The organism is Rhodococcus sp. FH8, from assembly GCF_019266085.1.
Classification (GTDB): Bacteria; Actinomycetota; Actinomycetes; order Mycobacteriales; family Mycobacteriaceae; genus Rhodococcus_F; species Rhodococcus_F qingshengii.
Map to the genome: position 1 here is coordinate 23,723 of NZ_LPNQ01000077.1, position 24,231 is coordinate 47,953.

Sequence of the window (24,231 nt, forward strand, 5' to 3'; positions counted from 1 at the left end):
GAACGAAGAAATGAAATCAGAGGAACTGCTGTGTATTGCGAGCTCGCTGTCCGAAGGAGACGAAATCGATGAACATCGGCGCAATAGGTAAGAAATTGGGCCAGCTCGTCATTGTGATCCTGATCGTCAGCTTCGGAACCTTCGTGCTGGCATCACTGATCCCCGGCGATCCCGCTGTCTCCGTTCTCGGTGAAGGCCGAACGCCTGCCGAGTACGAGGAAGTTCGGCAGCAGCTCGGACTCAACGATCCACTCCTGGTTCGCTATTGGGACTGGCTGACCAGCGCTCTCCAGGGCGACCTCGGCAACTCGCTCGTTCCCCCGCAGCAGGATGTCCTCACCGCGATCAGTTCCGCTCTCCCCGTCAGCGTTCAGTTGGCAGTGATGGGTCTGGTCATCGCACTCGTCGTCGCAGTTCCGCTCGCACTGTGGTCGGCGCACCACGAAGGCGGCGTCATCGATCGCGTCATCAGCGCCGCGACGTTCGGTGTTCTTTCCGTCCCGAGCTTCCTCGCCGGTCTGTTGCTGATCATGGTCACCGTCAACTGGCTCGGCTGGTTCCCGCGATCACAGTGGGTGCGCATCGGCGACAGCCTCTCCGGAAACCTCTCACACGCAATACTTCCCGCGATCACCATCAGCCTCCTCGAGATGGCGATGTTCACTCGCGTTCTCCGATCCGACCTGGTGACGACGCTCCGTGAGGATTACATCCTCGCGTCGAAGGCCAAGGGAATGCCCACGCTGCGAGTGCTTTTCAGTGACGCGCTCCGCCCGTCGTCGTTCTCGCTCATCACGATGATGGGTCTGGCTCTCGGCGGCATGATCGGCAGCACCGTGATCGTCGAGACGCTGTTCTCGCTGCCCGGAATGGGCACGCTCATCGTCCGCGCAGCGCAGCAGGGTGATTCGCCGATGCTGCTCGGCGCGGTGGTCGTGATCGCGGTCATCTACGTCCTCGTCAACAGTGCGATCGATGTTCTGTACACCTATCTTGACCCGAGGAGTCGTCGTGTCCATGTCTGAAGTGACGCCAGACGGAGCGGCTCCGTCGCCGGCCCCGTCCGAGGTGATGACATACCGGCAGCAGACAGTCCTGCTGGCTCCCGGTCCCGTCGAGACGCTGGAACAGCCCAAGAATCTGGTCCTGATCGGATCGATTCTCACAGTGGTCGGCGTTGCGCTGCTCGGCACCGCACTCTTCGGTTCAGCGATCATGATGACCGTCCGCATCGTGCTCGCGCTCGTTGCCCTGGTTTTCCTCTTCAAGGGTCTCGGCAAACTCGGTACGTCCAAGTGGGGCAGTCAGTTCGATCTCTCGTACTGGTTGGCGTGCATCTGGCTGGGCGCGCTGATCCTGGCCGCGATCTTCGCGCCGCTGCTGCCACTCGGTGAGTACAAGGACACGGTCAAGACCTTGGCCGAGCCGGGCTTCGCCTCGCCGAGCCTGCTCTCCGATCATCCGTTGGGTACCAACAACTTCGGTCTCGACCTCCTCGCCCGCGCCCTGTTCGGTGCTCGCGCCTCCTTGACTGTCGCCATCTGCGCCGTGCTGATCGGCATGATCATCGGTGGCACCATCGGCGTCATGGCCGGCTATTTCCGTGGCAAGGTCGACGCCGTGGTCGGAATCCTGACCAACTCGCTGCTGGCCATTCCTTCTCTGGTGCTGCTCATCGCACTGGCCGCGGTGCTCACGTCGAACCTGCGCAACATCACCCTCGCACTGTCGATTCTCTGCATTCCCAGCATGGTTCGAATCGCCAGGGCAAACACCATCGTCGTCGCCCAACGGGAGTTCGTGCTTGCCGCGAGAGCCATGGGCGCCACCAAATGGCGCGTCATCTGGCGCGAGTTGGTTCCCAACGTCCTCGTTCCCGTCGCCGCGCTCGGCCTGGTGGCCGTCTCCGGCCTGATCGTCGCGGAAGCATCACTGAGCTTCCTCGGACTCGGTATCGCACAACCTGATCCGACCTGGGGCAACATGATTGCGGAAGGTCAGGGCGGGATCGTGGAGAAGCATCCGTTCATCGTCCTGGTACCAGGCGTCTTCCTCTTCCTGACGGTGTTCTCCTTCAACCTCATCGGCGAGAAGTATCGGAGTAAGCTGTGACCACTTCAGCTCAGAACGGCGTTCCGCTGCTGCAGGCGGACAACATCAGAACCGTATTCGCCACTCCCCGTGGCCAGTTGCGAGCAGTCGACGGTGTCTCGATCCACGTCTCCGCCGGCGAGACTCTCGGCATCGTGGGTGAATCCGGTTCCGGCAAGTCGGTTCTCGGGCGCACCATCATGGGACTGCTCCAGAAGGGTCCGGCTCTCGACATCAGCGGGACGGTGACGTTTGCCGGCCGCGACATGTCGACGATGAAGAAGTCGGAGATGAAGCACTTCTGGGGACCCGAGATCGCCATGGTCTTCCAGGATCCGATGACCTCGCTCAATCCGTTCAAGCGCATCGGTACCCACATCACCGAATCCTTGAAGTTCCACCTGGGTCTGAAGAAGGACGCGGCCCGCGATCGCGCAGCGGAACTCCTGTCGATGGTGGGTATCCCCGAGCCCAAGCGTCGGCTCGACCAGTACCCCCACGAACTTTCGGGCGGTATGCGACAGCGCGTGGTCATCGCGATGGCCCTGGCCTGCGAGCCGAAACTGCTGATCGCGGACGAGCCGACCACCGCTCTCGACGTGACGGTGCAGAAGCAGATTCTCGATCTGCTCGCCTCACTCAACGACAAGCTCAACATGGCCGTCATTCTGATCAGCCACGACCTCGGTGTGGTCTCGGGTCGATCGGACCGTGTTGCGGTCATGTACGCCGGTTCCGTCGTGGAAACGTCGGCGACCGAAGAGTTGTTCACTCGTCCTCGCCACCCGTACACCGAAGCGCTGATGGCCGCGATTCCGCGACTCGAATCACCGACGCACACAGTGCTGCAAACAATTCCGGGTGGGCTCCCGGACATGACGAAGCCGATCACCGGTTGCCGCTTCGCCGCCCGCTGCCGGTACGCCCAGGACGACTGCCTGACCGGCGACCCGGCCCTGGCTCCCGGCGGACCGGGGGACAACACAACCGAAAGCCACACGTTCGCGTGCCACTACCCGGTCGACACTCCTGAAGGCACAACGGCATTGGTCGCCAACGAGAAGGCCGGCACTACCGCAGCGGGCCTGACGCTCGCGGTGAAGGAGATGGTCTGATGACTGCATCGGTGGATACCAGAAAGCCTGAGACGGTGGACGCGGCCCTGACGGTCGAGGACTTGGTCGTCGAATTCAACGTCGGCAAGGGGCAGACGGTTCACGCCGTGTCCGGAATCAGCTTCACCGTCGCGCCGGGCGAAACCTTGGGCGTGGTCGGTGAATCCGGCTGTGGCAAGTCCACGGCGGGCCGGGCGATCATGCAGTTGCCCTCACCGACGTCGGGCTCGATCCGCCTCGGAGAGACGGAAATGACGGCACTGGGCGCGGAAGAATTGCGTCGCAGCCGCACTCAGCTGCAGATGATCTTCCAGGACCCGATCTCCTCGCTGAACCCACGACGCAAGGTCAAAGCTCTCATCACCGAGGGTCCGTCGATCTGGGGCGGAAAAGACAAGGCCGCCATCGAAGCTCGGGCGCGCGAGGTTCTTGCCGAGGTCGGGCTGGACCCGGACATGGTGTGGGACCGAACCCCACGCGAACTCTCGGGTGGTCAGTGCCAGCGCGTGTGCATCGCCCGCGCATTGATGCTCGACCCCAAGGTCCTGATCTGTGACGAGCCGGTCTCGAGTCTCGACGTCTCCGTGCAGGCGCAGATTCTGAACCTGCTCGAGGACGCGAAGAAGCGTCACGGGCTGTCGCTGCTGTTCATTGCGCACAACATGGCCGTCGTGAAGAACATCAGTGACCGCGTGATGATCATGTACTTGGGCCGCGTCTGCGAAATCGTTCCCGCAGAAGACATGCAGAACCGCGCGCTGCACCCGTACACGCAGCTACTGCTGGCGTCGATTCCCGATCCCGACGCCACCGTCACCGCGGCGCAGAACGTCGAGCAGAAGGTCATCGAACTGCCCTCGCCGCTCAATCCGCCCAGTGGCTGCCGCTTCCGCACGCGGTGCCCGCTGGCTACTGATCTCTGCGCCGAGGAAGTTCCCGAGCTGCGTCTCGTCGAGGGCGGCCATCAGGTGGCGTGCCACAACGTGTGACTACACGCGAAGCATGTTGCGTACGTGACCGGTTTCGTTGATCGACCCGACCCTGCGGCTTCCGTTTCGCGACACGAGAATGCGCGTGACGGACACGTACTCGATCGGGAAGGTCAACGGGCGCTCCAGTCCGAGCAGTTCCTGCAGAACGATGTTGACGACGCCGCCGTGGCAGAAGATCGCCACGGTGGCGTCGTTGTCCGTTGCCGCGACTATCTCGTCGATCGCACCGAGGACTCGCGCACGAAAGGCGTCGCCGTCCACCGACTCGGGGAGCCAGCCGGCTTTGATGCGCGCATAGGTTTCCGGCGCCCGCTCCAGGACCTCGTGCATCGGGATGTAGTGCGGCTGCTCGTAGTCGTATTCCGCCAGACCCTCGCGCTGGGTGACCGGAAGGCCCAATATCTGCGCTACCGGGGCTGCGGTCTCGAGTGCGCGCTTTTGCGGGCTGCTGAAGAGTCCGGTGATCCGGTACGGCGCCAGTGCTGCGGGCAGCCGTAGTGCCTGGGCACGACCTTCGTCGGTCAGCGAGGGATCTGCGCGGCCTTCGGTGACCTCGGCCAGTTCGGGGAGCGCGTGTCGGATCAGGAGTAGTTGCACCTACGTCACCTTGCCATGTAGAGATCGAACGCCACCACGAGGTTTCGGCCGTCGCGTTTTGCCTGGTACATCGCGTTGTCGGCGATATCGAGCAGAGTCTCCATGCCCGGCATCGCGCGATCGGCCCAGGCGACGCCGATACTGACCGTTCCCGCGAAACCGCGAATGGATCGCGCGTGGGCCTCTTGCGCCTCTCTGATGCGCTCCGCGAGCTGGATGGCTTCCTCGAAGGTGCAGTCGGCGGCGGCGACGGCAAATTCCTCACCACCCAGTCGGCCGGAGAGTCCCAGCCCTTCGGTAGCGGCGAGGAGGGTGTTTCCGAACTGTTCGAGGACGGAATCGCCGGTGAGGTGGCCGAGGTTGTCGTTGATCGATTTGAAGTGGTCGAGATCGAGCATCATGACGGCGATCGGTCGTTGCGCCGCGTGCTGGGCGTCGAGGAGTTCCTGCGATTGGGTCCAGAACGCGTGGCGACTCAGCGTTCCGGTGAGGGCGTCGCATTCGGCGATGCGTTGGAGTTCTCGCTCGGCGCGCCGCTGTGCGCCAGTGGCGACGGCTACGGCGATGGGGGAGAGTGCCATCAAGATGACGGAGATCCGGGTGGTCACCCCCTCACTGAGTAGGTGCACCGGATCTGCCAGTGCCAGACGTCCCTTACCCGCCATGACCAGTGCCCACGCGCTCCATCCGGCTGCCAGGAGTGAAGTGCTGAACAGTGAGACACGCATTGCGCACCACAGGAGCGCCGGCATCGGCAGCAGCAGCGCAAGGGCTCCCTGAACCTCCAGGGCGAGTGGCAGACAGGCCAGGAGAGCGGCCAGAGGCGCCAGGATCTGTGCGAGCCGCCTCAAGCGCAGACTCTGCCGCACGGACGGCCCGCAGGTTCTTCGAATGTGTTCGAGCGTCGGTGCCGACAGAACGATCGGCAGCACGATCAGATACGTACACAGGTCGGCGAAGAACCACCCCACCAATTCCGTTGCCGCACCGCTTCCTTCGTGGAGTTGAGTGCGTAGTGCGCTGGCGGACCCGGCCGTGAACGACGCCAGAACCGAGATGAGGAAGATTCTGGCCGTGTACTTCGTCTCGGAGATTCGCCGTGGAAAGCAGCCGAGCAAGTTCGCGGCGATCAATCCTGTCGTGACGCCGACCAGATTGATCGCATTCAGTTCGAAGGCCCTCTGCACGGGGCTTCCGGTCGCAAGATCCGCCGTCAGCAGCGCTGCGCCGCCGACAGCGAGTCCGATCGGCGCAAACGAGCGCGGGTTACGGAGGAGAATGCCCAGAAGGATCGCGTTGGCGGGCCAGAAGGTCGACAGAAAACCGGGCGGACGGGCGGCGATGCCCGCCAGGGCGACAACGAGGATCGCCACGAAAATCAGGCACGAGCGCACCCGACGTGTCGAACGGTCCATGGTCAGCCTGTCGTAGAAAGCAGAAGCTGTCCGAGACTAGCAATGATCCGGCTACTGTCCGAGTTGTAACTTTAAGTGTCATCCCCGACGGTTCGGCTGCGTGAGGCGCCGAATCAAGTTCGCCAACTCCTCGGGTTGGTCGATCATCGCGTGGTGATGCGCCGGGCGCAGGACGTGAAAACTCCCACCGAGGTAGGTGGCGAGTTTCTGCTGCTTTGCCATCCAGGCGATGGACCAGGGAGTGGTGTGGCCAGTGTGTGCAGCAACGACGCTGAGGTCGATGTCGGGCAGTGGATGCTTGCTCGAGCGTCGTAAAGCGGTGAGCTCCAGCGCCATATCGGTGTACGCGACGTATTCGATCATCGCCGCTTCCAGATAATGAGGCTCGCGGTAGATCTTCCGCACCCATTCGAGAGTGGCTTCGGACGACCCGCTCGGCGGCACGGACTGGTTGAGGATCTTGCGCGTCGTCGTACCGAGGAGTCGCTGGAGCCCGGTGGTGCTGAACGAAGCCGCGGCGGCCCGGGAGGCGATCAGCAGCAGGTCGCGGGGGAAAAGACGTTTCGGCTCCTTCTCGGCACTGGAATCGAGGAGCAGCATCCCCGCCGCCCGATCGGGGAACAGGCGCGCGAAGCCTTCGACGTAGAAGCCGGCGATGGAGTGGCCGACCACCACGGCCGGACCACTCAGTCCCAGAGTGTCGAGCACGTCGCGGATCCGCTCAGCTTCGCCGCGGACGGTCGGAACTTCGGAAGTAGGCTCGCTGAGCCCGAAGCCCGGGCGATCGAAGCGGACGACGGTGTGGTCCGACTGAAGATGACGCGCGCAGTCATCCCAGTCGAACCAATTGCCCGCCAGCCCACCGCACAGGACCACGACGGGGCCGTCGCCCTCGGCAAGAACATGCAGTCGGCTCTCGCCGACCTGCAAGATCTCGCCCGGTGGTTTCACGTGGAACAATTCCGGCACGCGAGAATCCGGACTACTGACGCGGTTTCGCGAGGGGGAAGGCCAGCGTCTCGCGGATGCTGCCACCCGTGATCAGCATGACGATTCGGTCGACGCCCATCCCGAGACCACCCGTCGGCGGCATCGCGTGTTCGAGGGCTTGGAGGAAGTCTTCGTCCAATTCCATCGCTTCCGGGTCGCCGCCGGCCGCGAGCATCGACTGCTCGGTGAGCCGGTTGCGCTGATCCACAGGGTCGGTCAGCTCGCTGTATGCGGTTCCGAGTTCGACGCCCCACGCCACCAGGTCCCACTTCTCGGCGACGCCGGGGATGCTGCGGTGCGGCCGGGTGAGCGGCGACATCGAGGTGGGGAAGTTGGTGTAGAACGTCGGAAACTCCGTGTAGTCCTCGACCAGATGCTCGTACATTTCCTGCGCGATGGCGCCGGTATCCCAGCTGGACTGGTACGGGATCTCGTTGGCGTCGCACAACTTCTGCAGGTCTTCGAGACTTGTCTCGGGGGAGACGTCGACACCAAGTTTTTCGGCGACGGCGCCGTGCATCGTCTTCACCGGCCACTCACCGGAGATGTCGACCTCGACCAGTTCGCCGTCCGGGCCGGGACGCATGATGATCTCGCGACCGAATGCTGCGACGGCCGCCGCCTGGATCAGCTCGCGGCACATCCGCATCATGCCCTCGTAGTCGCTGTGGGCTTCGTATGCCTCGAGGATCGTGAACTCGGGATTGTGTTTGAAGTCGACGCCCTCGTTGCGGAACACGCGGCCGATCTCGAACACCTTCTCCATACCGGCGACGCACAACCGCTTCAGGTACAGCTCGGGTGCGATGCGGAGATAGAGGTCGAGGTTGTACGCGTTGATGTGTGTCAGGAACGGAGCGGCATTCGCGCCGCCATGCACCTGCTGCAGAATCGGGGTCTCGACTTCGAGGTATCCGCGACCACCGAGTGAATCGCGCAGCGACTTCACGACGGCGCTTCGGGCCTCGAGCAGTTCGCGGGCCTTCGGGTTGAGGGCGATGTCGAGGTACCGCTGGCGGACGCGGGTCTCGGGATCCGAGAGGCCTTTCCACTTGTCCGGCAGCGGGTGCAGGCACTTGCCGTTCATGCGCCACTCGACGGCAATGAGCGACAGCTCGCCCTTGCGGCTGCGCCCGATGGTTCCGCTGACTTCGATCAGGTCACCGAGATCGAACTCGGCAGCGAACTCCGCCAGCTTCTCGCGGCCGACGTTGTCCTGGTCGACCAGGACCTGAATGTCGCCGGACCAGTCGCGCACGTCCGTGAACACCACTCCGCCGTAGTCGCGGACCCGCAGGAGGCGTCCCGCGATGCGCACGCGGGTGCCCTCCGGTGACTTCGCTGCGGCCGCGATCGTGTGCGTCGGTGGATAGGCGACGGGGTAGGCGGCGATCCCTTCGTCGGCCAGTTGCGCGAGCTTGTTCATGCGCACGCGGACCTGCTCGGGTCGACGCGGACCGTTGGTCGTGAACGTCGGCGCCGAGTCCGGCGGGCTGCCGTCGGCGTGCAGTCCTTCGGACGTCACCAGAGCTGCGGGCACTGCCGCATGCGTACCGGTGTGCTTGACGACCTGGCTGGACTTGCGCCCGAAACTGGGCAGCACCACAAAGCCTTCGGCGATGGCCGACGCGAATCCGACGCGCGGCAGTTCGCGGTTGTCCTCGAAGCAGAGGAAGCGCGGCGCCCAATCCGGCTGGTATTTCACGTTCGAGCGGTACAGCGCTTCGAGCTGCCACCAGCGGGAGAAGAAGACGAGCACCGAGCGCCAGATGCGGAGGATCGGGCCGGCGCCGATGCGCGAACCTTCCTCGAACACCGAGCGGAACACGGCGAAGTTGAGCGAGACTCGCACGACGCCGATCTCGTCCGAACGTGTGGCCAACTCCGAGACCATCAATTCGACGACACCGTTGGGCGCCGTCGGCTTACGGCGCATCAGGTCGAGCGAAACACCGTTCGGTCCCCACGGCACGAGCGAGAGCATGCCGACGACGCTTTCGTCCTCGGTGCCTTCACCCATGACGGCTTCGACGAGGAGGCAGTCGCCGTCGAGGTGATCGCCCAGTCGGCCGAGCGCCATGGAGAAGCCGCGCTCGGTGTCGGTGTCGCGCCAGTCGTCGGCGCGGATGATGACGGCCGCCATGTCCTCGGGCGGGATGTCGCGATGGCGTCGCATCCGCACGGTGACGCCGTGACGCCTCACGCGAGTGACGGCCTGGCGCACCGGGCGCATGTCGCGTCCGTTGAGATTGAACTCGCGGGTGCGCAGGATCGCTTCGTCGCCGAGCTGCAGGACGCTCAGGCCCGCCTTCTTGTATGCCGTCGCCCCGGTTTCGCTGGCGCCCATGACGGCCGTCGCCCAGCCGTACTGCGACGCGAGCCCCTGCCACGCTTCGATGGCGTGCGGCCACGCTTCAGGATCACCGATGGGATCACCACTGGCGAGGCAGACGCCGATCTCGACGCGGTACGTGATCGCGGCCTTGCCGCTCGGCGCGAAGATGACCGCCTTGTCGCGGCGGGTGGCGAAGTAAGCGAGAGAGTCGTCGGCACCGAAGTTCTGGATCAACCCGCGGATCGCGGACTCGTCGTTTCCGGTGAGGGCGTTGTTGGAGCGTTGCGCGCGGAAGAGCGTCATGACGGCGGCGAGGAGCGCGATGGCACCGAGGAGACCGAGGACCGTGTTGACGAAGACGCGCGGGTGGCCGTCGAACACCTCGTTGTCGACCGAAGCTGCCGCGGTGACGCGGTTCAGGGCCCAGAGGAATCGCTGGTTCTGCGGTAGGTCACCTGGGAAGAGTTCGACAAGGCCCCAACCGATCACGGTCGCGACAGCCATGCCGCCGATCAGCACGCCGAGTGCTTTCCAGCCGGCGCCGCGCCGTACGCGTGTGTAGAACTCGGGCCTCGCCGCGATGAGGATTCCGATCACGACAAGCAGAACGACAACGGCCACGGCGTTGTTCGGGTTCTTGTCGACGATCGCGGAGGCGATGTTGGTGAGGGTGATCAGTGACAGGTAGATCGTCAACAGCCACCAGGCGATGCGCTTGCGGCTCGCGAGGGCGGCGGCGAGCAGGGCGACGACGAGCGCCCACGACAGGCTCGTATCCGGTGCGTCGAAGTAGTAGCTGTCGATGTATTCGCGTGGGACGCGGAGGATGTGCCGCAGTACCGGCGAGATGCTCCACAGGAACACCAGTACGGAGAAGACTCCGAGGATCAGTCCCGAGATATGGGGAACCTGGCTGAACCGCCCTTTGCGGAATCGACGCGCCTGGCGCGGATTTTCGGGTGGCGATTCCACCAACTCTGCAGTGGTGTCCGATACCTCGGTCAATGGTGCCATCGAGCTTCCTCTCCTACCGGTCGATCAGATCCTCACGCTAAGTGTGGTCTGTCGTGTCCAGTTTTGTGGGAGGAGGAAGATGATTGACATGACCGACAACATTCCAGCAGTACCCATCCGCGACGAAATGATTCGGCTCGGTCAGTTTCTCAAGCTCGCGAACCTCATCGAATCGGGCGCGGAGGCCAAGGAAGTGATCGCCGACGGCATGGTTTCGGTCAACGGTGAGGTCGAAGATCGTCGGGGCCGCCAGCTTCGTGACGGCGATGTCGTCGAGATCGGCGGGATGGCCGCCAAAGTGGAAGCCCCCGCCTGATCCCGCGACTTCTGGCTAGCTTTCGCGAACGACGACGCCGTCCTGGTCGCTGTAAACGATCTCGCCGGGGTTGAAGGTGACTCCGCCGATTTCGATCGGCACGTTCTTCTCGCCCGAACCGGTTTGCGTGCTCTTGCGCGGGTTGGTGCCCAAAGCCTTGACGCCGATGTCGAGGGTGCGCAGGATCGCGGAGTCGCGGACGGCTCCGTTGACGATGACACCGGCCCAACCGTTGTCGACGCCGCGGCCGGCAATGATGTCGCCGACCAGGGCGGTGTGGATGCTCGCGTCACCGTCGACGACGAGGACTCCGCCGTTGCCCGGTTCACTGAGGGTCTGCTTCACGAGCAGGTTGTCCTGGAAGCACTTGATGGTGGTGATGGGGCCGGCAAAGACTTCACGTCCACCGAACTGGGTGAACTGCGTGTCGCAGCTACGGATGTCGGGTCCGATCTCGTCGGCAAGGTCAGCGGTCGCTACAGGCTCGGTCATGCCCCACAGGATAGTCGGCGGGGCTCGGGCCTAGTTGTCGTCGGGGAGTATGCCGTTCAGCACTATGTCGGCAAGAGAATCGGCAAACGGTCCCGGGTCCGAGACGTCGCGAACCGACATCGCAAAGATGGCCGCGCCAGCCATGATGTCGAGAAGAGCGTCGGCGTCGACGCCGCTTCGGATGTCGCCGCGCTCTCTCGCCGCCTCGAGTCGACGGTTCAGCTCGACGCGGACTCCAGCCAGTTGCCGCACCACGAGAACGTCGCGTAATTCCGCGTTTGTTCGCACTTCGCTCATCAATCCGGGAGCAGCGGCTCGTGTGGCGGGAGCTGCGAACAGAGCAACCGCGCCGTGCACCAGCGCGCGGATCTGATCCGTGATCGTGCCCTCGGTGCCGAGTTCGGTGTCGATGTCCGCGCCCTGTTCGACGTCGAGTACGGGATAGATCGCGTCGTTGACGATGTGTGCCTTCGACGGCCACCGACGGTAGATGGCTGGACGTCCTACTCCCGCACGCGTGGCTATGGCGTCGATGGACGTGCCCGCGTACCCCTTTTCTTCCAACAGTTGCCTGGTCGCGTCCAGTACTGCGTCGTCGATTGCAGGGTTTCGCTGCGGGCCCAGGCGGTGCTGAGTTTCGGAATCTTTGGACATTTTGGGCAAATCCCTTGCGGTATCGCTGTGATGGCCGTTACATTCTGTCACGGCTTTAGTCGATACATATTGTATCGACAATCGGCACGTGCGCATCGGCGCCACCGAACCACGAGGAGTGGTGATGAACCTTCGAACCGAAACAGAAACCTCCGGCGAAGATCCCGACTACGCCGAATTTGCCAGGCCCGGCGAATCCCGCAACGACCCGGCGGAGATGCGGCGCAGCCTCGAAGGCTGGCTCGCGACCGTGCTGTGGCGAGGCTCGAAACCTTCCGTGACCTCGGTCGAGGTGCCGGCCGCGAACGGCATGTCCAACGAAACTGTGCTTTTCGATGCGACGTGGATCGAGGACGGGATTCGAGCCGAGCATCGCTTGGTCGCCCGTATCGCCCCGCGGGACAGTGCGGTACCGATCTTTCCGTCTTACAACCTGGACCAGCAGTTTCGGGTCATGAGCGCCGTCGCCGCTCACACGTCGGTGCCGATCCCGCGGGTGTACTGGTCCGAGAGCAACCCGGACGCGCTCGGCGGCGAGTTCTTCGTGATGGAACGGCGTGAGGGCGAAATCCCGCCCGATGTCATGCCGTACACGTTCGGATCCTGGCTCTCGGAAGCTTCGGCCGACGACTGTTCTCGACTCCAGCAGTCATCGGTCCGGGTGCTCGCCGAGCTACACGCTATGGCCGATCCGCACCTCGCACTCCCCGAGTTGTGCCGCGATGGTGCCGAACCGACTGGGGCAGAAGCACTTCGCGCGCACCTTGACGACCAGCGGCGCTATTACGAGTGGGCAACAGCCGACGGACCAGGATCTCCGTTGATCGAGCGCGGTTTCGACTGGATCGAAGCGAACTTCCCCGCCGATGCCGGTTCCGCAGTGCTCTGCTGGGGTGACTCGCGGATCGGAAATGTCATCTACCGCGACTTCGAGCCGGCGGCGGTCCTCGACTGGGAGATGGCCACACTGGGGCCGCGTGAGCTGGACCTCGGCTGGATGATCTTCCAGCACAGGTTCTTCGAGGATCTCGCTGCCATGGCCGGACTCCCCGGAATGCCGGACTTCCTTCGTCGCGAGGACGTGGCAGATGCCTACCGCTCGCTTTCGGGCCACCAGGTTGTGGATCTAGATTTCTACATCCTTTACGCCGCGCTGCGGCACGCGGTGATCATGTTCCGAGTCCAAAGTCGCGCAGTGGCTTTCGGTCAGGCCGAATTCCCCGACAACCCGGACGAGATGATCCTGCACCACAAGACACTCGAAGCCATGCTCGACGGCACCTACTGGGAGTCGCTCGCAACATCCCCGCTCACAACAGGAGATGCACGATGACACTGTCCCCGCTCGACGACTACCCGGTACATCAGATCGCCGAGACCATCCGCCACGTGGGCACCTCGGATCGAAACTTCTACGACCGCTACTACTTCAACTGCCATGCAGGCGTCGACGGCGACACCGAGCCACTGTTTCTCATCATCGGTCTCGGTCAGTACCCCAATCTTGGTGTATGCGACGGCTTTGCGGTTCTTCGGCGCGGCGATGACCACATAGTCTTCCGGGCATCTCGCGCCTTGGGCGACGATCGTATGGACCTGTCAGTGGGCCCGTTGAGGATCGAGATCATGGAGGGCCTGCACCGCTTACGGGTGGTGTTGGACCCGAGTCCCGAAGCGCCGAACCTGAGCTTCGACCTCACCTTCGAATCCGACGGCCCCGCCAATCTCGAGGCCAGGCATTTCCATCGCCAGCTCGAACGAGTCACCTTCGATACTCAACGATTCGTGCAGACCGGAGCATGGTCCGGATCCTTGACCGTCGACGGCGACGCCATCCCGGTCACCCCGGAGACGTGGCGGGGTAATCGCGATCGGTCCTGGGGTGTGCGACCGGTCGGCGAAGCGGAACCGCCTGGACGCAAGGCAGATCCGGCGATAGCCGGCAGTCAGAACTTCTTCTGGATTTACTCGATCATGCAATTCGGCGACTTCACCATCGTCACGATCGTTCAAGAAGATCAGCAGGGACGCCGAATCCTCGAAGATGCGACTCGCGTCTGGGCGGACCGCTCGCGCGAGTCGGAGTGGTTGGGTCGACCGGACCACCAGCTCACCTTCATTTCCGGTACTCGCGAGGTGAAGAGCGGAACTCTGTACTTCCGGCGCCCCGGTGCACCAGGCGAATCCGACCACATCCTGGAGATCACCTGCGAACCGATACTGCCCAACTACATCGGTGTCGGCACGGGCTACGGACTCGAGCAGGATTGGCGCCACGGGATGTGGCAAGGCGAACTGGTGGTTCAAGGCCTGCGGGAAAAGGTTTCGGACATCGAACCGTGGAAGAAGATGCTGTGCCCGGTCGACAACTTGGCTCGGTTCACCCTCGTCGAGGACGGCGTAACCCGCACCGGGACAGGCCTGTTCGAGGTAGCAGTCATCGGACCTCACCAGCGATACGGGTTCACCGGAATCGGTGACGTCGCACCGTAACTCCAGCTCACCACACCACAAATCCCAAACCACAGAGAGAGGTACTGCCACATGTCCACACGCTCACGAATGTTGTTCGCTCGCGGTGCGAAGTCCGCCGCACTTGTTGTCACCGGAGGCCTGTTGTTTGCCGCTCCCGCCACGGCCATCCCGCTCGACTTGGGCTCTCTCAACGCGGGATCGGTCGATCTCGGCTCGCTCGATCCTGTGCTCGCGCCGACACCGAACTTGGCCTCCGTGGCCAACTTTCGCGACGTCGCCGGCAATGACGGTAGGGGATACGCCACCGTCGACGGCTCGCACCTCAAGCGCGGCGTCATCTACCGGTCCAATGCGCTGACCGCGACCAGCGACGCAGACAAGGCGACGCTCACCGGCCTCGGACTTGCCGACGCCTATGACCTGCGCGGCGCAACCGAGATCTCCAACCCGTTCATCGGTGGCGCGGACAAACTCCCGGACGGTGTGACGTACACGAACATCCCCATCGAGTTCAGGGATCTCACCCAGCTCGCGACGACGATCAAGTCGCCGGAGGAGGCCAAGCAGTTCTTGGTCGACACCAACCGCAGTTTTGTCACCGATCCCGTTCGCCGTGCCGGCTTCAAGCAGGTCCTCTCGGACATCGCTGCGAGTGACGGGGTGCAGTTGTTCCATTGCACCTCAGGCAAGGACCGCACGGGTTGGACCGCGGTGTTGCTGCAGACCATCGCCGGTGTCCCCGCCCAGACGATCATGGACGACTATCTGTTGAGCAACACCTACCTTCAGGCGACCAACGAGAAGATCCTTGCGCAGATCTCTCAGGCCCTGAGCCCGCAGGTGGCGACCAATCTCGAACCGGCCCTAGGTGTCGACGCTTCGTACCTGGAAGCTGGACTCGCGCAGATAGCCAGCGATTACGGAACCGTCGACGGTTATCTCACCGAAGGTCTCGGACTCACTCCGGACACGATCGCGCTTCTGAAGGCCAAGCTCGTCGACTAGTTGCGCGCCGCTAAAACGCTTGAACGAACGAGTACCAGTCGCCGTCGAACTCCTGGTATCCGATCTCGCCGTCGCGGCGGGGCTTGCCGAGATATGGTGCGCCGTCGGGTAAGTACGCCAATCCGATCGAATCGATCAGACCGCCCTCGATGTGGAAGCGGCACCCGTTGCCGACGGGCCAGACCTGCAGGACCCGGTAGACACCAATTGTTCGGTTTTCCAACGACTTCTGGCAATCCGCGGCCACTGCTTCGAGCGAATCTTTCGACAATGCAAACGCAACATGCGAAGGGACGGACAAGGTCACGAGCGCACCGGTGACGAGCACGATCACCGGCGCGATCGTGCTCAAACGCAGAGTTTTGTACTTCATCCAGCCAATCAGGCTGAGTATCAACCACACTCCGCCCAAACCGAGCAGTACTGAGGCTGCGAGCGCAAAGAACGGAAAGTACACAACCGGCGGCATGAAGGACCACACGATGACGCCGCATGTGAGAGTGACAAGCACTGCGGTGACAATCGCTGTCACCTTCCACCAGGATGCCGGACCTCCACGCTCAGTTGTCGGATCACCGTCAGTCATCGGACAACCCTTGCACAACGCGGTAACTGCGGAGCGGCAACGAATGGAATTGTTCCACTGATTTACGTCGTGGTCGTCCTGCGTGGATCCGAAAATTGAACACTTTCGGCCCGGTCAGTGCGCTGACGCCTGAGGGTATGGTCGGATTGTGAACCAGGATCTGATCATTCGCCGCTACGTATCCTCGGATGAGGATGTGGTCGTCGACCTGTGGTCGCGCGCTGCCCGTGAAGCCCATCCGTTCCTTGCGGGTGAGGGGACGGGCGAACGCGAGCAGAAGATGCGAGAGGTTTATCTGATTCAGGCCGACAATTGGGTCGCTGAGCACAACTCCGCTGTCGTTGGACTGTTGGGAATGATCGGCTCCGAAATCGGGGGACTGTTCGTCGCGCCGGCGTCACAAGGGTTGGGCGTCGGGCGGGCGTTGGTCGAACACGCCACAACCATGCATGGCGAGGTGACACTCGAGGTCTACACCCTCAACGATCGCGCCCGCAGGTTCTATGCGCTGATGGAGTTCGAAGAAGAGGAGCGTCGACACGACGCCGAGACGAACCATGAATTGATCACCCTTCGTCGTACTGGTCGCGACTCCTCCCTCATCTAGGCATGAGAAACGCGAATCAGCCCGGGTGCCAGGAGTTCCACCACTCCACGATGGGAACCTGCTTACGCTTGGGCCTGCTGGTCTGCCTGCAGGTGCTTGACCGGGCATCCCGTGGGGAAGGTGCCGAGGTCTTCGACCTTGTAACCGTTCGGGTAGCTGCGGATGTTGGGCAGCTCGCGGGCGAATTTCCGCTTCGTACGCACGGGGAAGAACCGCAGCAGGCGCGCGCGGACCTTCAGCGCACCGCGTGAGACGACGCGCATCGCAGTGCTCGGGTGCTTGTAGTGGAAGGCGTCGAGTAGGTGATCGTCCATGAGCGCGAAGGCGAATCCCTTGACCAGAGCCTTTGGTGCCAGGTTGTTGGGCGGGAAGGTGCACATCAGGTCGAGGGTGGAATCAGCGACGGCTCGGGCGCCGGGATCGAATGAAAAGTGTTCGCGCTCATAGTCGTCGAGAAGTTTGACGAAGCCCTCGTAGGTGTCAGGAGTGTCTTTGATGTTCATGTACCGACCCAGGTGGCGGTAGTAATTCGTCGACCCGACGATCTCGTTGTCGGTCATCTTCCGCCAGCCGTACTCGTCGAGCCATCTGACCGGCGTGACGACGAAGGTGGCCAGGACATAGAGCATGTCGTCGTTGGAGATGTCGTACGAGCCGTGCATCTGATTCATTCGACGCACGCTCTTGCGGCCTTCGGTGCTGCTGAGGCCGTGCTCGAGGATGGCGTCGAGGATCAGGCTGGTGTCGTCGTAGCGCTTCTGAACCTTGTCGGTGAACTCGCCTGTGGAGAAGAGGAGCTTGCCGATCGAGGGGACAGCGTACGTACGAAACAGTGCGAAGCTGAGCGCCTGATTGATGTCCCAGGGAAACTCTTGCGCCGCGAGAATGCGCGACATCTCTTCGTAATCGGTTTCGGGATCGAGTTGATCCGTGCGACTGCGGAGGTCGTAGCGCTTCATCTGAACACTCCCTGGGACTGGTCTGCGCGCGGCAGAGGTAGGTGTGAGCTGCACCACCGACTGTAGTTCTGACAACACGCGTTGTCTAGGGGGTGTGAATAGTCGTCTTTCCTTCGTTTCGGGCGTTGTACCAGGGGTATCCGGAAAGTGTTGTCGACCCGAGGAGCAGCTATGAGCGTCACACGCACGGCCGGGGTTTTTGCGGCCATCGGACTACCGATTGCCGCGAGCGTCATGTTCGCCGGAGTCGCCTCGGCTGATCCGCCCCACCCTTTCGGCGGCGCCGCCGTCACTATCGGGTGTCCGAATCAGGGGTCGCTGGCCTCGTTGACCGGGCTCACCGGCCAGTCCGGGCCAGAATCCAATCCGCCCATCGCCAAGGGTGACATTCGCTTCGATTCGTTCCCGGCCGCTGCACCCATCCCGGCGGCGGGTCAGGTGACTGTTGCGTGGGTCAACACCGACACGGGCAAGTCCGGAATCGTCGACCTGGTCGGTACTTATCCGTACCTGTCCGCGACGGTGAACACCGGCGTCGGCAATGTCGTTGCGACGGCGTTCGGTTCGATCAACTGGGGCAGTAGTCCCATCTGCCAGTCGAATCCGACGATCGGCAGGTTCATAGCCTGATCCTGAGCCTCATCGTCGCGGCCTGGACGGGCACAGGGTTGGCGGTATCGCGTGATTATCTGTCATCTCGGAGATACCGCCGGGTCCGTCCCATCCCATATTCTGAAACATGTTAGGTGAAAGCATATTTCAGGGATGGAAAAGGTGGCGACGTGAACGGGTCGAGCGCGCGTCAGTTGATGAGCCAGATGCTCGTCGAAAAACGAAACAGTCTTGCGCCCGAAAAGGTCGGCATGCGCTGCGAGGGTGCTCGCCGAATGCACGGCCTCAGTCGGCGCGATGTCGCGCAGATTGCCGACATCAGTTTCAATCACTATCAGCGGCTGGAACAGGGTACATCCGTTGGTGTTTCGGCTCCGGTCATCGTGAGGATCTGCGACGCCTTGTTGATGGAAGACGACGAGAAGGCGCGCATGCTGGCATTGCACCAGGTATGGTCGCGCCCTCGTCGACCGCTGGCTGGATCCCGAGTTGCCGGATCTCAGGGTGCCGGTGAAATCTCCGGCAGGCAGCGGGCCAGTTCGTCCGGCGTGTAGAAGAAACTTCCGGCGCTCACCGGAGCGCACGGGGCAGCAAAGGCTGTCTCGCGCTCGTTGTAGAGCATTCGGACCAGACGCTTACCCTCCGGTCCGGCGTACACGTCCCACTGCACGTTGGCAGCCATCGGGCTGACCTGCGATCCGCGCCAGGGGTTGTTCGCATAGGTGTAGAGGTCGCCCTCCGCCTGCGAGACGGTGCTTCCCGGCAGTTTCAAGAGTGCCGCGAAGGGGATGATCGTTTCTGCGTGTGCAAACCGGAAATCCGCTCCCGGGACGGCGTCGTCGCCGGTGTGTTTCTGCAGGCCGCGCAGGAACTCGTCGCGCAGGACGATTGCCATCCGGTAGGTGACGTCCTCACCGGTGAAGCCCGGGCCCTTGGCGTAGAAGTCCTCGGCATCGTTCGTGTATGCGAGCCACTGCGCGTCAGCAGGTTCGATGAACCGCTCGAAATTCCACTTGCCTTCTCCGGCCATGCCCGGAGTGATGATGTACGTGTTGTACAGCATGTACGCGGCGTCGACTTCGTTGTCGATCGTGCTGGAACCCTTGCCGCGGTCGACGAGTGAGAACTCGCCCGCGCTCAGGCGGTTGACGAAGTCCTCCGAGTAGAGCCTGAGCATTATGTGCCGCGAGACCTCGCGGGTGCGGAGAAGATCGGCGATCTGGTCGTCGACGGCTTTCAGTCGAGGATCGGACTCTTCGTAGTCCTTGTAGTCGGAGTTTGCATCCGAGTCGTGGAAGTAGAGAAGGTCGGCATCCGTGGTCACCGGCGCAACATCGCCGGCGACGGCTGGAAACGCACCGGTCAGCCCTTGCGCGAAGTTCTCGGCGCTGTCCACGGCACGGTCCACACCCGACGAGGTCAAGGTGATGGTGCCCTGCTGCGCTGCGATGGCGTCGAACAGTTGGGGGAGGCGTTCGGTGACCCGCGCGCCGAGCTGTCTGTGTTCGGTAATCCCGAGTCCGCTGAGGTTGCCGTACCCCAGCTTCTTGTTGGCGGCCATGAGATCACGGAGGGCCGGGCCGAATTCCTTGCCGACGGGGGTCAATGCGTTCTCGGCTTCGGCGATTTCCCACAGCTGCAGGCTCAGGTCGTCGTACTTCAGGCTCGACAGTGCTCTGGAACCATGGCGCGCAACACTTTCCGTGTACACGGGGGAGTATCCCGTCGGCGGCGCCTGATAGTCGGCGATGCGCTGGCCGGGAGTGTAGGGCGTCTTGGACGTGAAGCCGCCGTCGCTGACGGTTGGTATCTCTGTCGAACCGGAGCTCGAACCGGCGTCGAGCGAACCGAACGGTGACGCCGTGGCGATGGACTGGACGCTGCTGGTGACAAGCACTAGTCCGACAGCGCCGGCAGCGGCCAGCACGCCGAAGCGTGAGCTTCGCATGGTGAGTTGATCCTCTCCGTCGGTGCCGAGGTGACACGACGGAAGGAAAGTTAGAACAGCTAAGCGTCCGAATTGCACCTATTTGCCCATGTGGAGATGGACGCGGGGTTACAAGTTTCGGATTCGCAGAGCTCAGGAGGGTTTGGCGGCAATCCCGATCGACACGGAGAGCGACAAAGCGATGAGGGTCATGGCCAGCCACTGGTAGCTCTTGGGCGTGGGCTGCTTCTTACGTCCGAACTTGCTCACTGATGTCTCCCGTTTGTCCGTGGGTACTCAGCACATATTACTGTTCCATTACCCCAATGGCGCGGTCGACCGGAAACTGTGCGCGATCAGACAGCAGGCGGACCGCGAAGTCCGCCCGCTGCCCCGCGATCAAGAGATCGTGCGCAGTTCCCGTCGCAGTATCTTGCCGGTGACGGTCTTGGGCAGTTCCTCCACCAGCACCACGGAGCGTGGGTACTTGTACGCCGCCATCCGCTGCTTGCAGTGATCGATCAGATCTTCCGGGGTGACGGACGCCCCCGCGACGAGGCTGACAAACGCCTTCACCGTCTCACCGCGGTATTCGTCGGCGATCCCGACGACTGCCGCCTCACGGACTGCGGGGTGCTCGGCAAGAACGTCCTCGACTTCGCGTGGCCACACCTTGTAGCCGGACGCGATGATCATGTCCTTCTTACGGTCGACGACGTAGAACCAGCCGGCTTCGTCCATGAAACCGACGTCGCCGGTGTGGAACCACCCGTCGCGAATGGCCGACGCACTCTCCTCCGGCTTGTTCCAGTAACCGCGCACCACCTGTGGACCTCGGACGACCAGTTCGCCGATCTCTCCGATCGCCAGGACCGCACCGCCCTCGTCTTCGATGCGGACCACGGTGTTGGGTACGGGAACGCCGACAGACAGTGCTCCGGATGTGGGGTCGACCGGCGTATCCGCACCAACGGGAACGGCATGGGTCGGCGACGTGGTCTCGGTCAGCCCGTAGATGTTGTGCAGCGCAGCACCGGTCATGGCGCGGACGGCCTCGGCGGCAGTCGGCGAGATGGGTGCGCCGCCGGAATACAGCAACCGCATGGAGGAGAAGTCTTCCGGCGCGCAACCCGGAGTGTTGAGCAGTGCCGTAAAAGCAGTGATGGCGCCGACTGTGAATGTCGGTTGGTGCTCACGAATCGCGTCGAGCATCACCTCGGGCTGGAAGCGATAGGCAAGCACCAGCGGCATTCTCGCCAGGACGGACACCGCGATGTGACCGATCAACCCCGTGATGTGGAAGAGCGGTGCAACTCCGAGAACCGTGTCTTTCGGGGTGAGCCCCAACCAGTCCCGGTACACCTGGGCGTTGAAGGTCATATTCGCGTGAGAGGTCATCGCTCCCTTCGGCGGACCTGTGGTTCCCGACGTATACGTCAGTACCGCAATGTCTTCCGGTGCAGCGTCAGTGGTGATCGGATCGCCGAGACGATGTTCGTCGATCAGCGTCGCGAGATCGTCGGTACCGAGATCCTTCTTGACAATTCCGTCGAAAATCCTCGGATCGTTGCGACTTTGGTACTCGAGTTCCGAGGTGGTGATAACTCGCCTGACCGGCGAGTCGGAGACGACATTGCGGCCGACGGACTCGTAGAGCCCCTCGAGAGCGATCAGAACCGCTGCTCCGGAATCTTCGAGTTGGTATCCCAGTTCTCGTTCACGGCTCATGGGATTGATCGAGACTGCGACGCCGCCGGCTTTCCAGATTCCGGCGAGCGCAAGCACGAACTGCGGAACGTTCTGGAGGAACAGAGCGACACGGTCTCCCTTCGCCAGACCACCTGCTCGTAGTGCGCGGGCCAGGGCGTCACTCTGCTGATCCACTTCAGCGAAACTGAGTTGACCGTCGAAGTACTTCACAGCCGTGGCGTCCGGATCAGAGCGGACCGCCGCTGCCAACATTTCGAGCATTGTGGGCTGTTCGACGTCGATGTCGGGGGGAACGTCGTTGCGGTACAACGCCAACCAAGGGCGATCTTCGTATGTCATTTGATGGCAACCGGATTCACGGGAGAGCCGCTGGCCTTGGCAACCTTGAGCGGTGCGGCGACGTACAAGAACGTGTACTGGCCGTCGGACGCGCAGTCCGCGGCCAGCTTCTCCAGATCGCAGATCTCGGTGAATACCACTCCGAGGTTGCGCATCAATGCGTTGTGGAGAACCAGTGCCACACCGTTTTCGGGGTCGGTGGTGACCTCGTTGGCAATGGTGTCGGTGACGAGGTTCGGAATCTCCATGTCCTGGAACCACTGGACGAGTTCGGGGCTGTAGATCAGGCCGGGCTCGCAGAAGCCCTCGTAGAAGGCTTCGCCCTGGTCGAAGAACAGCTTGAGGAAGTTGGTGCGGATGACGAGAATGTCACGCTTCTCGATGGTGACGCCCTGCGCTTCGGCACAGGCCAAAAGATCATGGTGCGTGAAGGTTTCGGCCTTGTCGAGGTTTTCCTTGCCGCGGAACTTCGCCATGTCGAGAAGTACTGCGCGTCCGACGACGCCGCGGTCGGCAATCGGTTCGACGCTGGCCTTCTCCAGGCCGCCGACAGTGGTATCAGCGGAGTATCCGTTCCACAGGGCGCCGTCGTACCAGACATGGCCGAGTGCGTCGTACTGCGTCGAGCCCTGCAGGAACGCGTCGATCTTGTCGTCCGCGTAATGCAGGCCGCCGGGGAAGTTGGGGGCGTCGTCGCCGTCCCAGCTGCTCTCGTCGAAGATCTGTGTGCGCTCGGCGGGGCTCCGGCCCGGCCAGACCGGATCACCCTTGGGATCGCCGATAAGACGTTGGAGTGTGAACACGGAACCCTGCTTGATGGTTCCGACGCCACGAAGCACCTGTCCGGCGTCGAGGTAGTTCAGTGAACCGACCTCGTCGGACTCTCCCCACTTGCCCCAGTTGCTGGGTGCGTCGCGCAGGAGTTCTCCAAGATATGGCGCCTCGGTCATGGTGATTCGATCCTCTCGCTACCGACACCGAACGATCGCTCGGGCGGACCTGGGTCTTTGTGATCCACATCATGTTCAGGCCGATAATCAGTAGTCAACAGGTTCACCGATTGCCGTGGTCATCGCATTGTTGGAAATCCAATGTTCGGGAATACTGAACACTGTGACCGAATTCGAGAATGCCGTCCTGATCGGAGCGTCGATCCGGCAAGCGCGGCGTCACAGCGGGCTCTCGCTGCGTGAATTGGCCAGGCGTCTCGATGTCAGCCCGGCTACCCTCAGCGCTGTCGAGACCGGAAAGACCAGAGTCAGCGTCGACCGGTTGGCGGCAATCGGCGGGATTCTCGGAGTGCGTTTCGACGCTCTGCTCCCGGCTGCGATAGTGCGTCCGCCGGAACAGCCGCGATGGGGAGGCGACGACGCCGACCCGGACGCACATTTTCGCCCGAACGAGTGGCGAAGGTTCGGTCCGAGTTCGTTCGATCCGGTGTTGGCTGCAGCGCTCGCGGAGATGGTGAAGACCGGATATCACGGCGCTGCGATGCGTGAGATCGCCAAACGTGCGCAGATGAGTGTTCCGGGTCTGTATCACCACTATTCCAGCAAGCAACAGATGTTGGCCGAAATTCTCGACCTCACCATGGATGAACTCAACACGAGATCGTTGGCGGCAATCGACGAGGGCGAAAGTCCCTCCGAAAGGCTGGCTTTCCTCGTCGAATGTGTGACCTTGTTCCATATCTATCGGCGTGATCAAGGATTTCTCGGTGCCAGCGAAATGCGCAGTCTCACAGCCGAGAACAGATTGCGCATCACGGAATCACGCAACTACCAGCAATGGTTGATGACGAAGCAGGTCGACGACGGAATCGCTGCCGGTGTGTTCGGGACGGATCGGCCGCGACAGGCCGCGCGTGCAATAGTCGTGATGTGTGTCTCTGTCGCGCAATGGTATCGGCCGAGCGGACCACAAACGCCCGAGGAAATTGCACGCGACTACGCGCGTTTTGCACTGGATCTGGTGCGCCTTCAGCGACCGTGACGGACGTC

At 62.6% G+C, this 24,231-nt stretch carries 23 protein-coding genes; 12 read left to right on the plus strand and 11 right to left on the minus strand.

Features of this window, described 5'->3' with window-relative positions; translation table 11 throughout:
• Positions 1-68: 68 nt before the first annotated feature.
• The 4 genes from ATN38_RS21820 to ATN38_RS21835 are packed head-to-tail and all read left to right on the plus strand — an operon-like array spanning position 69 to position 4,195.
• Positions 69-1,025, plus strand: a complete 957-nt coding sequence (locus ATN38_RS21820; protein ID WP_003943571.1) for an ABC transporter permease — start codon at positions 69-71, stop codon at positions 1,023-1,025.
• A complete protein-coding gene (locus ATN38_RS21825) occupies positions 1,018-2,112 on the plus strand; it encodes an ABC transporter permease (RefSeq protein WP_230359944.1) in 1,095 nt (364 codons plus the stop codon). The genes ATN38_RS21820 and ATN38_RS21825 overlap by 8 nt, the downstream gene beginning before the upstream one ends.
• Positions 2,109-3,206: an ABC transporter ATP-binding protein gene (locus ATN38_RS21830; RefSeq protein WP_003943600.1), complete on the plus strand. Its 1,098-nt coding sequence runs from the start codon at positions 2,109-2,111 to the stop codon at positions 3,204-3,206. Before ATN38_RS21825 ends, ATN38_RS21830 begins: the two co-directional genes overlap by 4 nt.
• The gene (locus tag ATN38_RS21835) at positions 3,206-4,195 is read left to right on the plus strand and encodes an ABC transporter ATP-binding protein (RefSeq protein WP_063315311.1); all 990 of its coding nucleotides are present in this window, start codon (positions 3,206-3,208) and stop codon (positions 4,193-4,195) included. Before ATN38_RS21830 ends, ATN38_RS21835 begins: the two co-directional genes overlap by 1 nt.
• Here ATN38_RS21835 and ATN38_RS21840 read toward each other — a convergent pair whose 3' ends face one another.
• The 4 genes from ATN38_RS21840 to lysX all read right to left on the minus strand — a co-directional run bounded on the left by ATN38_RS21840 (position 4,196) and on the right by lysX (position 10,549).
• Entirely contained in the window at positions 4,196-4,795 is a 600-nt protein-coding gene (locus tag ATN38_RS21840) for a histidine phosphatase family protein (RefSeq protein ID WP_003943544.1), read from the minus strand.
• 5 nt (positions 4,796-4,800) lie between these two features.
• Positions 4,801-6,210 carry a diguanylate cyclase gene (locus ATN38_RS21845; protein WP_003943555.1) on the minus strand — a complete coding sequence of 470 codons (1,410 nt, stop codon included), beginning with the start codon at positions 6,208-6,210 and terminating at the stop codon, positions 4,801-4,803.
• Between the two features lie 78 nt (positions 6,211-6,288).
• Positions 6,289-7,179: an alpha/beta fold hydrolase gene (locus ATN38_RS21850; RefSeq protein WP_081305484.1), complete on the minus strand. Its 891-nt coding sequence runs from the start codon at positions 7,177-7,179 to the stop codon at positions 6,289-6,291.
• A gap of 13 nt (positions 7,180-7,192) precedes the next feature.
• Complete coding sequence (lysX, locus tag ATN38_RS21855; RefSeq protein WP_003943575.1) at positions 7,193-10,549, minus strand: bifunctional lysylphosphatidylglycerol synthetase/lysine--tRNA ligase LysX; 3,357 nt, start codon at positions 10,547-10,549, stop codon at positions 7,193-7,195.
• 88 nt (positions 10,550-10,637) lie between these two features.
• Between lysX and ATN38_RS21860 the strand changes: the two genes are divergently transcribed.
• Positions 10,638-10,865, plus strand: coding sequence for an RNA-binding S4 domain-containing protein (locus ATN38_RS21860; RefSeq protein WP_003943569.1), 228 nt, complete (start codon positions 10,638-10,640; stop codon positions 10,863-10,865).
• Between the two features lie 15 nt (positions 10,866-10,880).
• Here the strand turns inward: ATN38_RS21860 and rraA are convergent, their stop codons facing one another.
• Both rraA and ATN38_RS21870 read right to left on the minus strand, forming a co-directional pair.
• Complete coding sequence (gene rraA, locus ATN38_RS21865) at positions 10,881-11,357, minus strand: ribonuclease E activity regulator RraA (protein WP_003943552.1); 477 nt, start codon at positions 11,355-11,357, stop codon at positions 10,881-10,883.
• Between the two features lie 30 nt (positions 11,358-11,387).
• A complete protein-coding gene (locus ATN38_RS21870) occupies positions 11,388-12,011 on the minus strand; it encodes a TetR/AcrR family transcriptional regulator (protein WP_042453334.1) in 624 nt (207 codons plus the stop codon).
• A gap of 124 nt (positions 12,012-12,135) precedes the next feature.
• On the opposite strand from ATN38_RS21870, the gene ATN38_RS21875 reads away from it, so the two are divergent.
• Genes ATN38_RS21875 through ATN38_RS21885 form a run of 3 tightly spaced genes read left to right on the plus strand, consistent with a single transcriptional unit; the run spans position 12,136 to position 15,491 of the window.
• The gene (locus ATN38_RS21875) at positions 12,136-13,344 is read left to right on the plus strand and encodes a phosphotransferase family protein (RefSeq protein WP_218748644.1); all 1,209 of its coding nucleotides are present in this window, start codon (positions 12,136-12,138) and stop codon (positions 13,342-13,344) included.
• Complete coding sequence (locus ATN38_RS21880) at positions 13,341-14,504, plus strand: hypothetical protein (RefSeq protein ID WP_218748646.1); 1,164 nt, start codon at positions 13,341-13,343, stop codon at positions 14,502-14,504. Before ATN38_RS21875 ends, ATN38_RS21880 begins: the two co-directional genes overlap by 4 nt.
• A 51-nt stretch (positions 14,505-14,555) precedes the next feature.
• On the plus strand, positions 14,556-15,491 hold the full coding sequence (locus ATN38_RS21885; protein WP_218748648.1) for a tyrosine-protein phosphatase: 936 nt from the start codon (positions 14,556-14,558) through the stop codon (positions 15,489-15,491).
• Positions 15,492-15,501: 10 nt separating this feature from the next.
• Here the strand turns inward: ATN38_RS21885 and ATN38_RS21890 are convergent, their stop codons facing one another.
• Positions 15,502-16,077: a hypothetical protein gene (locus ATN38_RS21890; RefSeq protein ID WP_064113858.1), complete on the minus strand. Its 576-nt coding sequence runs from the start codon at positions 16,075-16,077 to the stop codon at positions 15,502-15,504.
• 148 nt (positions 16,078-16,225) lie between these two features.
• Between ATN38_RS21890 and ATN38_RS21895 the strand changes: the two genes are divergently transcribed.
• Positions 16,226-16,684 (plus strand): GNAT family N-acetyltransferase, encoded by a 459-nt coding sequence (locus ATN38_RS21895; protein ID WP_218748649.1) that lies wholly within the window; start codon positions 16,226-16,228, stop codon positions 16,682-16,684.
• A gap of 62 nt (positions 16,685-16,746) precedes the next feature.
• Here ATN38_RS21895 and ATN38_RS21900 read toward each other — a convergent pair whose 3' ends face one another.
• Positions 16,747-17,643 carry an oxygenase MpaB family protein gene (locus ATN38_RS21900; RefSeq protein ID WP_007735854.1) on the minus strand — a complete coding sequence of 299 codons (897 nt, stop codon included), beginning with the start codon at positions 17,641-17,643 and terminating at the stop codon, positions 16,747-16,749.
• Between the two features lie 171 nt (positions 17,644-17,814).
• Between ATN38_RS21900 and ATN38_RS21905 the strand changes: the two genes are divergently transcribed.
• Entirely contained in the window at positions 17,815-18,273 is a 459-nt protein-coding gene (locus ATN38_RS21905; RefSeq protein WP_003943607.1) for a hypothetical protein, read from the plus strand.
• Positions 18,274-18,425: 152 nt separating this feature from the next.
• Positions 18,426-18,809, plus strand: coding sequence for a helix-turn-helix domain-containing protein (locus ATN38_RS21910; protein WP_218748650.1), 384 nt, complete (start codon positions 18,426-18,428; stop codon positions 18,807-18,809).
• On the opposite strand, the gene ATN38_RS21915 is transcribed toward ATN38_RS21910, so the two are convergent.
• From ATN38_RS21915 to ATN38_RS21925, 3 genes are all read right to left on the minus strand, one after another.
• Positions 18,755-20,203: a histidine-type phosphatase gene (locus tag ATN38_RS21915; RefSeq protein ID WP_218748651.1), complete on the minus strand. Its 1,449-nt coding sequence runs from the start codon at positions 20,201-20,203 to the stop codon at positions 18,755-18,757. The genes ATN38_RS21910 and ATN38_RS21915 overlap by 55 nt on opposite strands.
• A 378-nt stretch (positions 20,204-20,581) precedes the next feature.
• Complete coding sequence (locus ATN38_RS21920; RefSeq protein WP_218748652.1) at positions 20,582-22,231, minus strand: class I adenylate-forming enzyme family protein; 1,650 nt, start codon at positions 22,229-22,231, stop codon at positions 20,582-20,584.
• Positions 22,228-23,181 carry a cyclase family protein gene (locus ATN38_RS21925; protein ID WP_003943547.1) on the minus strand — a complete coding sequence of 318 codons (954 nt, stop codon included), beginning with the start codon at positions 23,179-23,181 and terminating at the stop codon, positions 22,228-22,230. Before ATN38_RS21925 ends, ATN38_RS21920 begins: the two co-directional genes overlap by 4 nt.
• Positions 23,182-23,344: 163 nt before the next feature.
• On the opposite strand from ATN38_RS21925, the gene ATN38_RS21930 reads away from it, so the two are divergent.
• Complete coding sequence (locus ATN38_RS21930; RefSeq protein ID WP_244993210.1) at positions 23,345-24,223, plus strand: TetR family transcriptional regulator; 879 nt, start codon at positions 23,345-23,347, stop codon at positions 24,221-24,223.
• Positions 24,224-24,231: the final 8 nt, after the last annotated feature.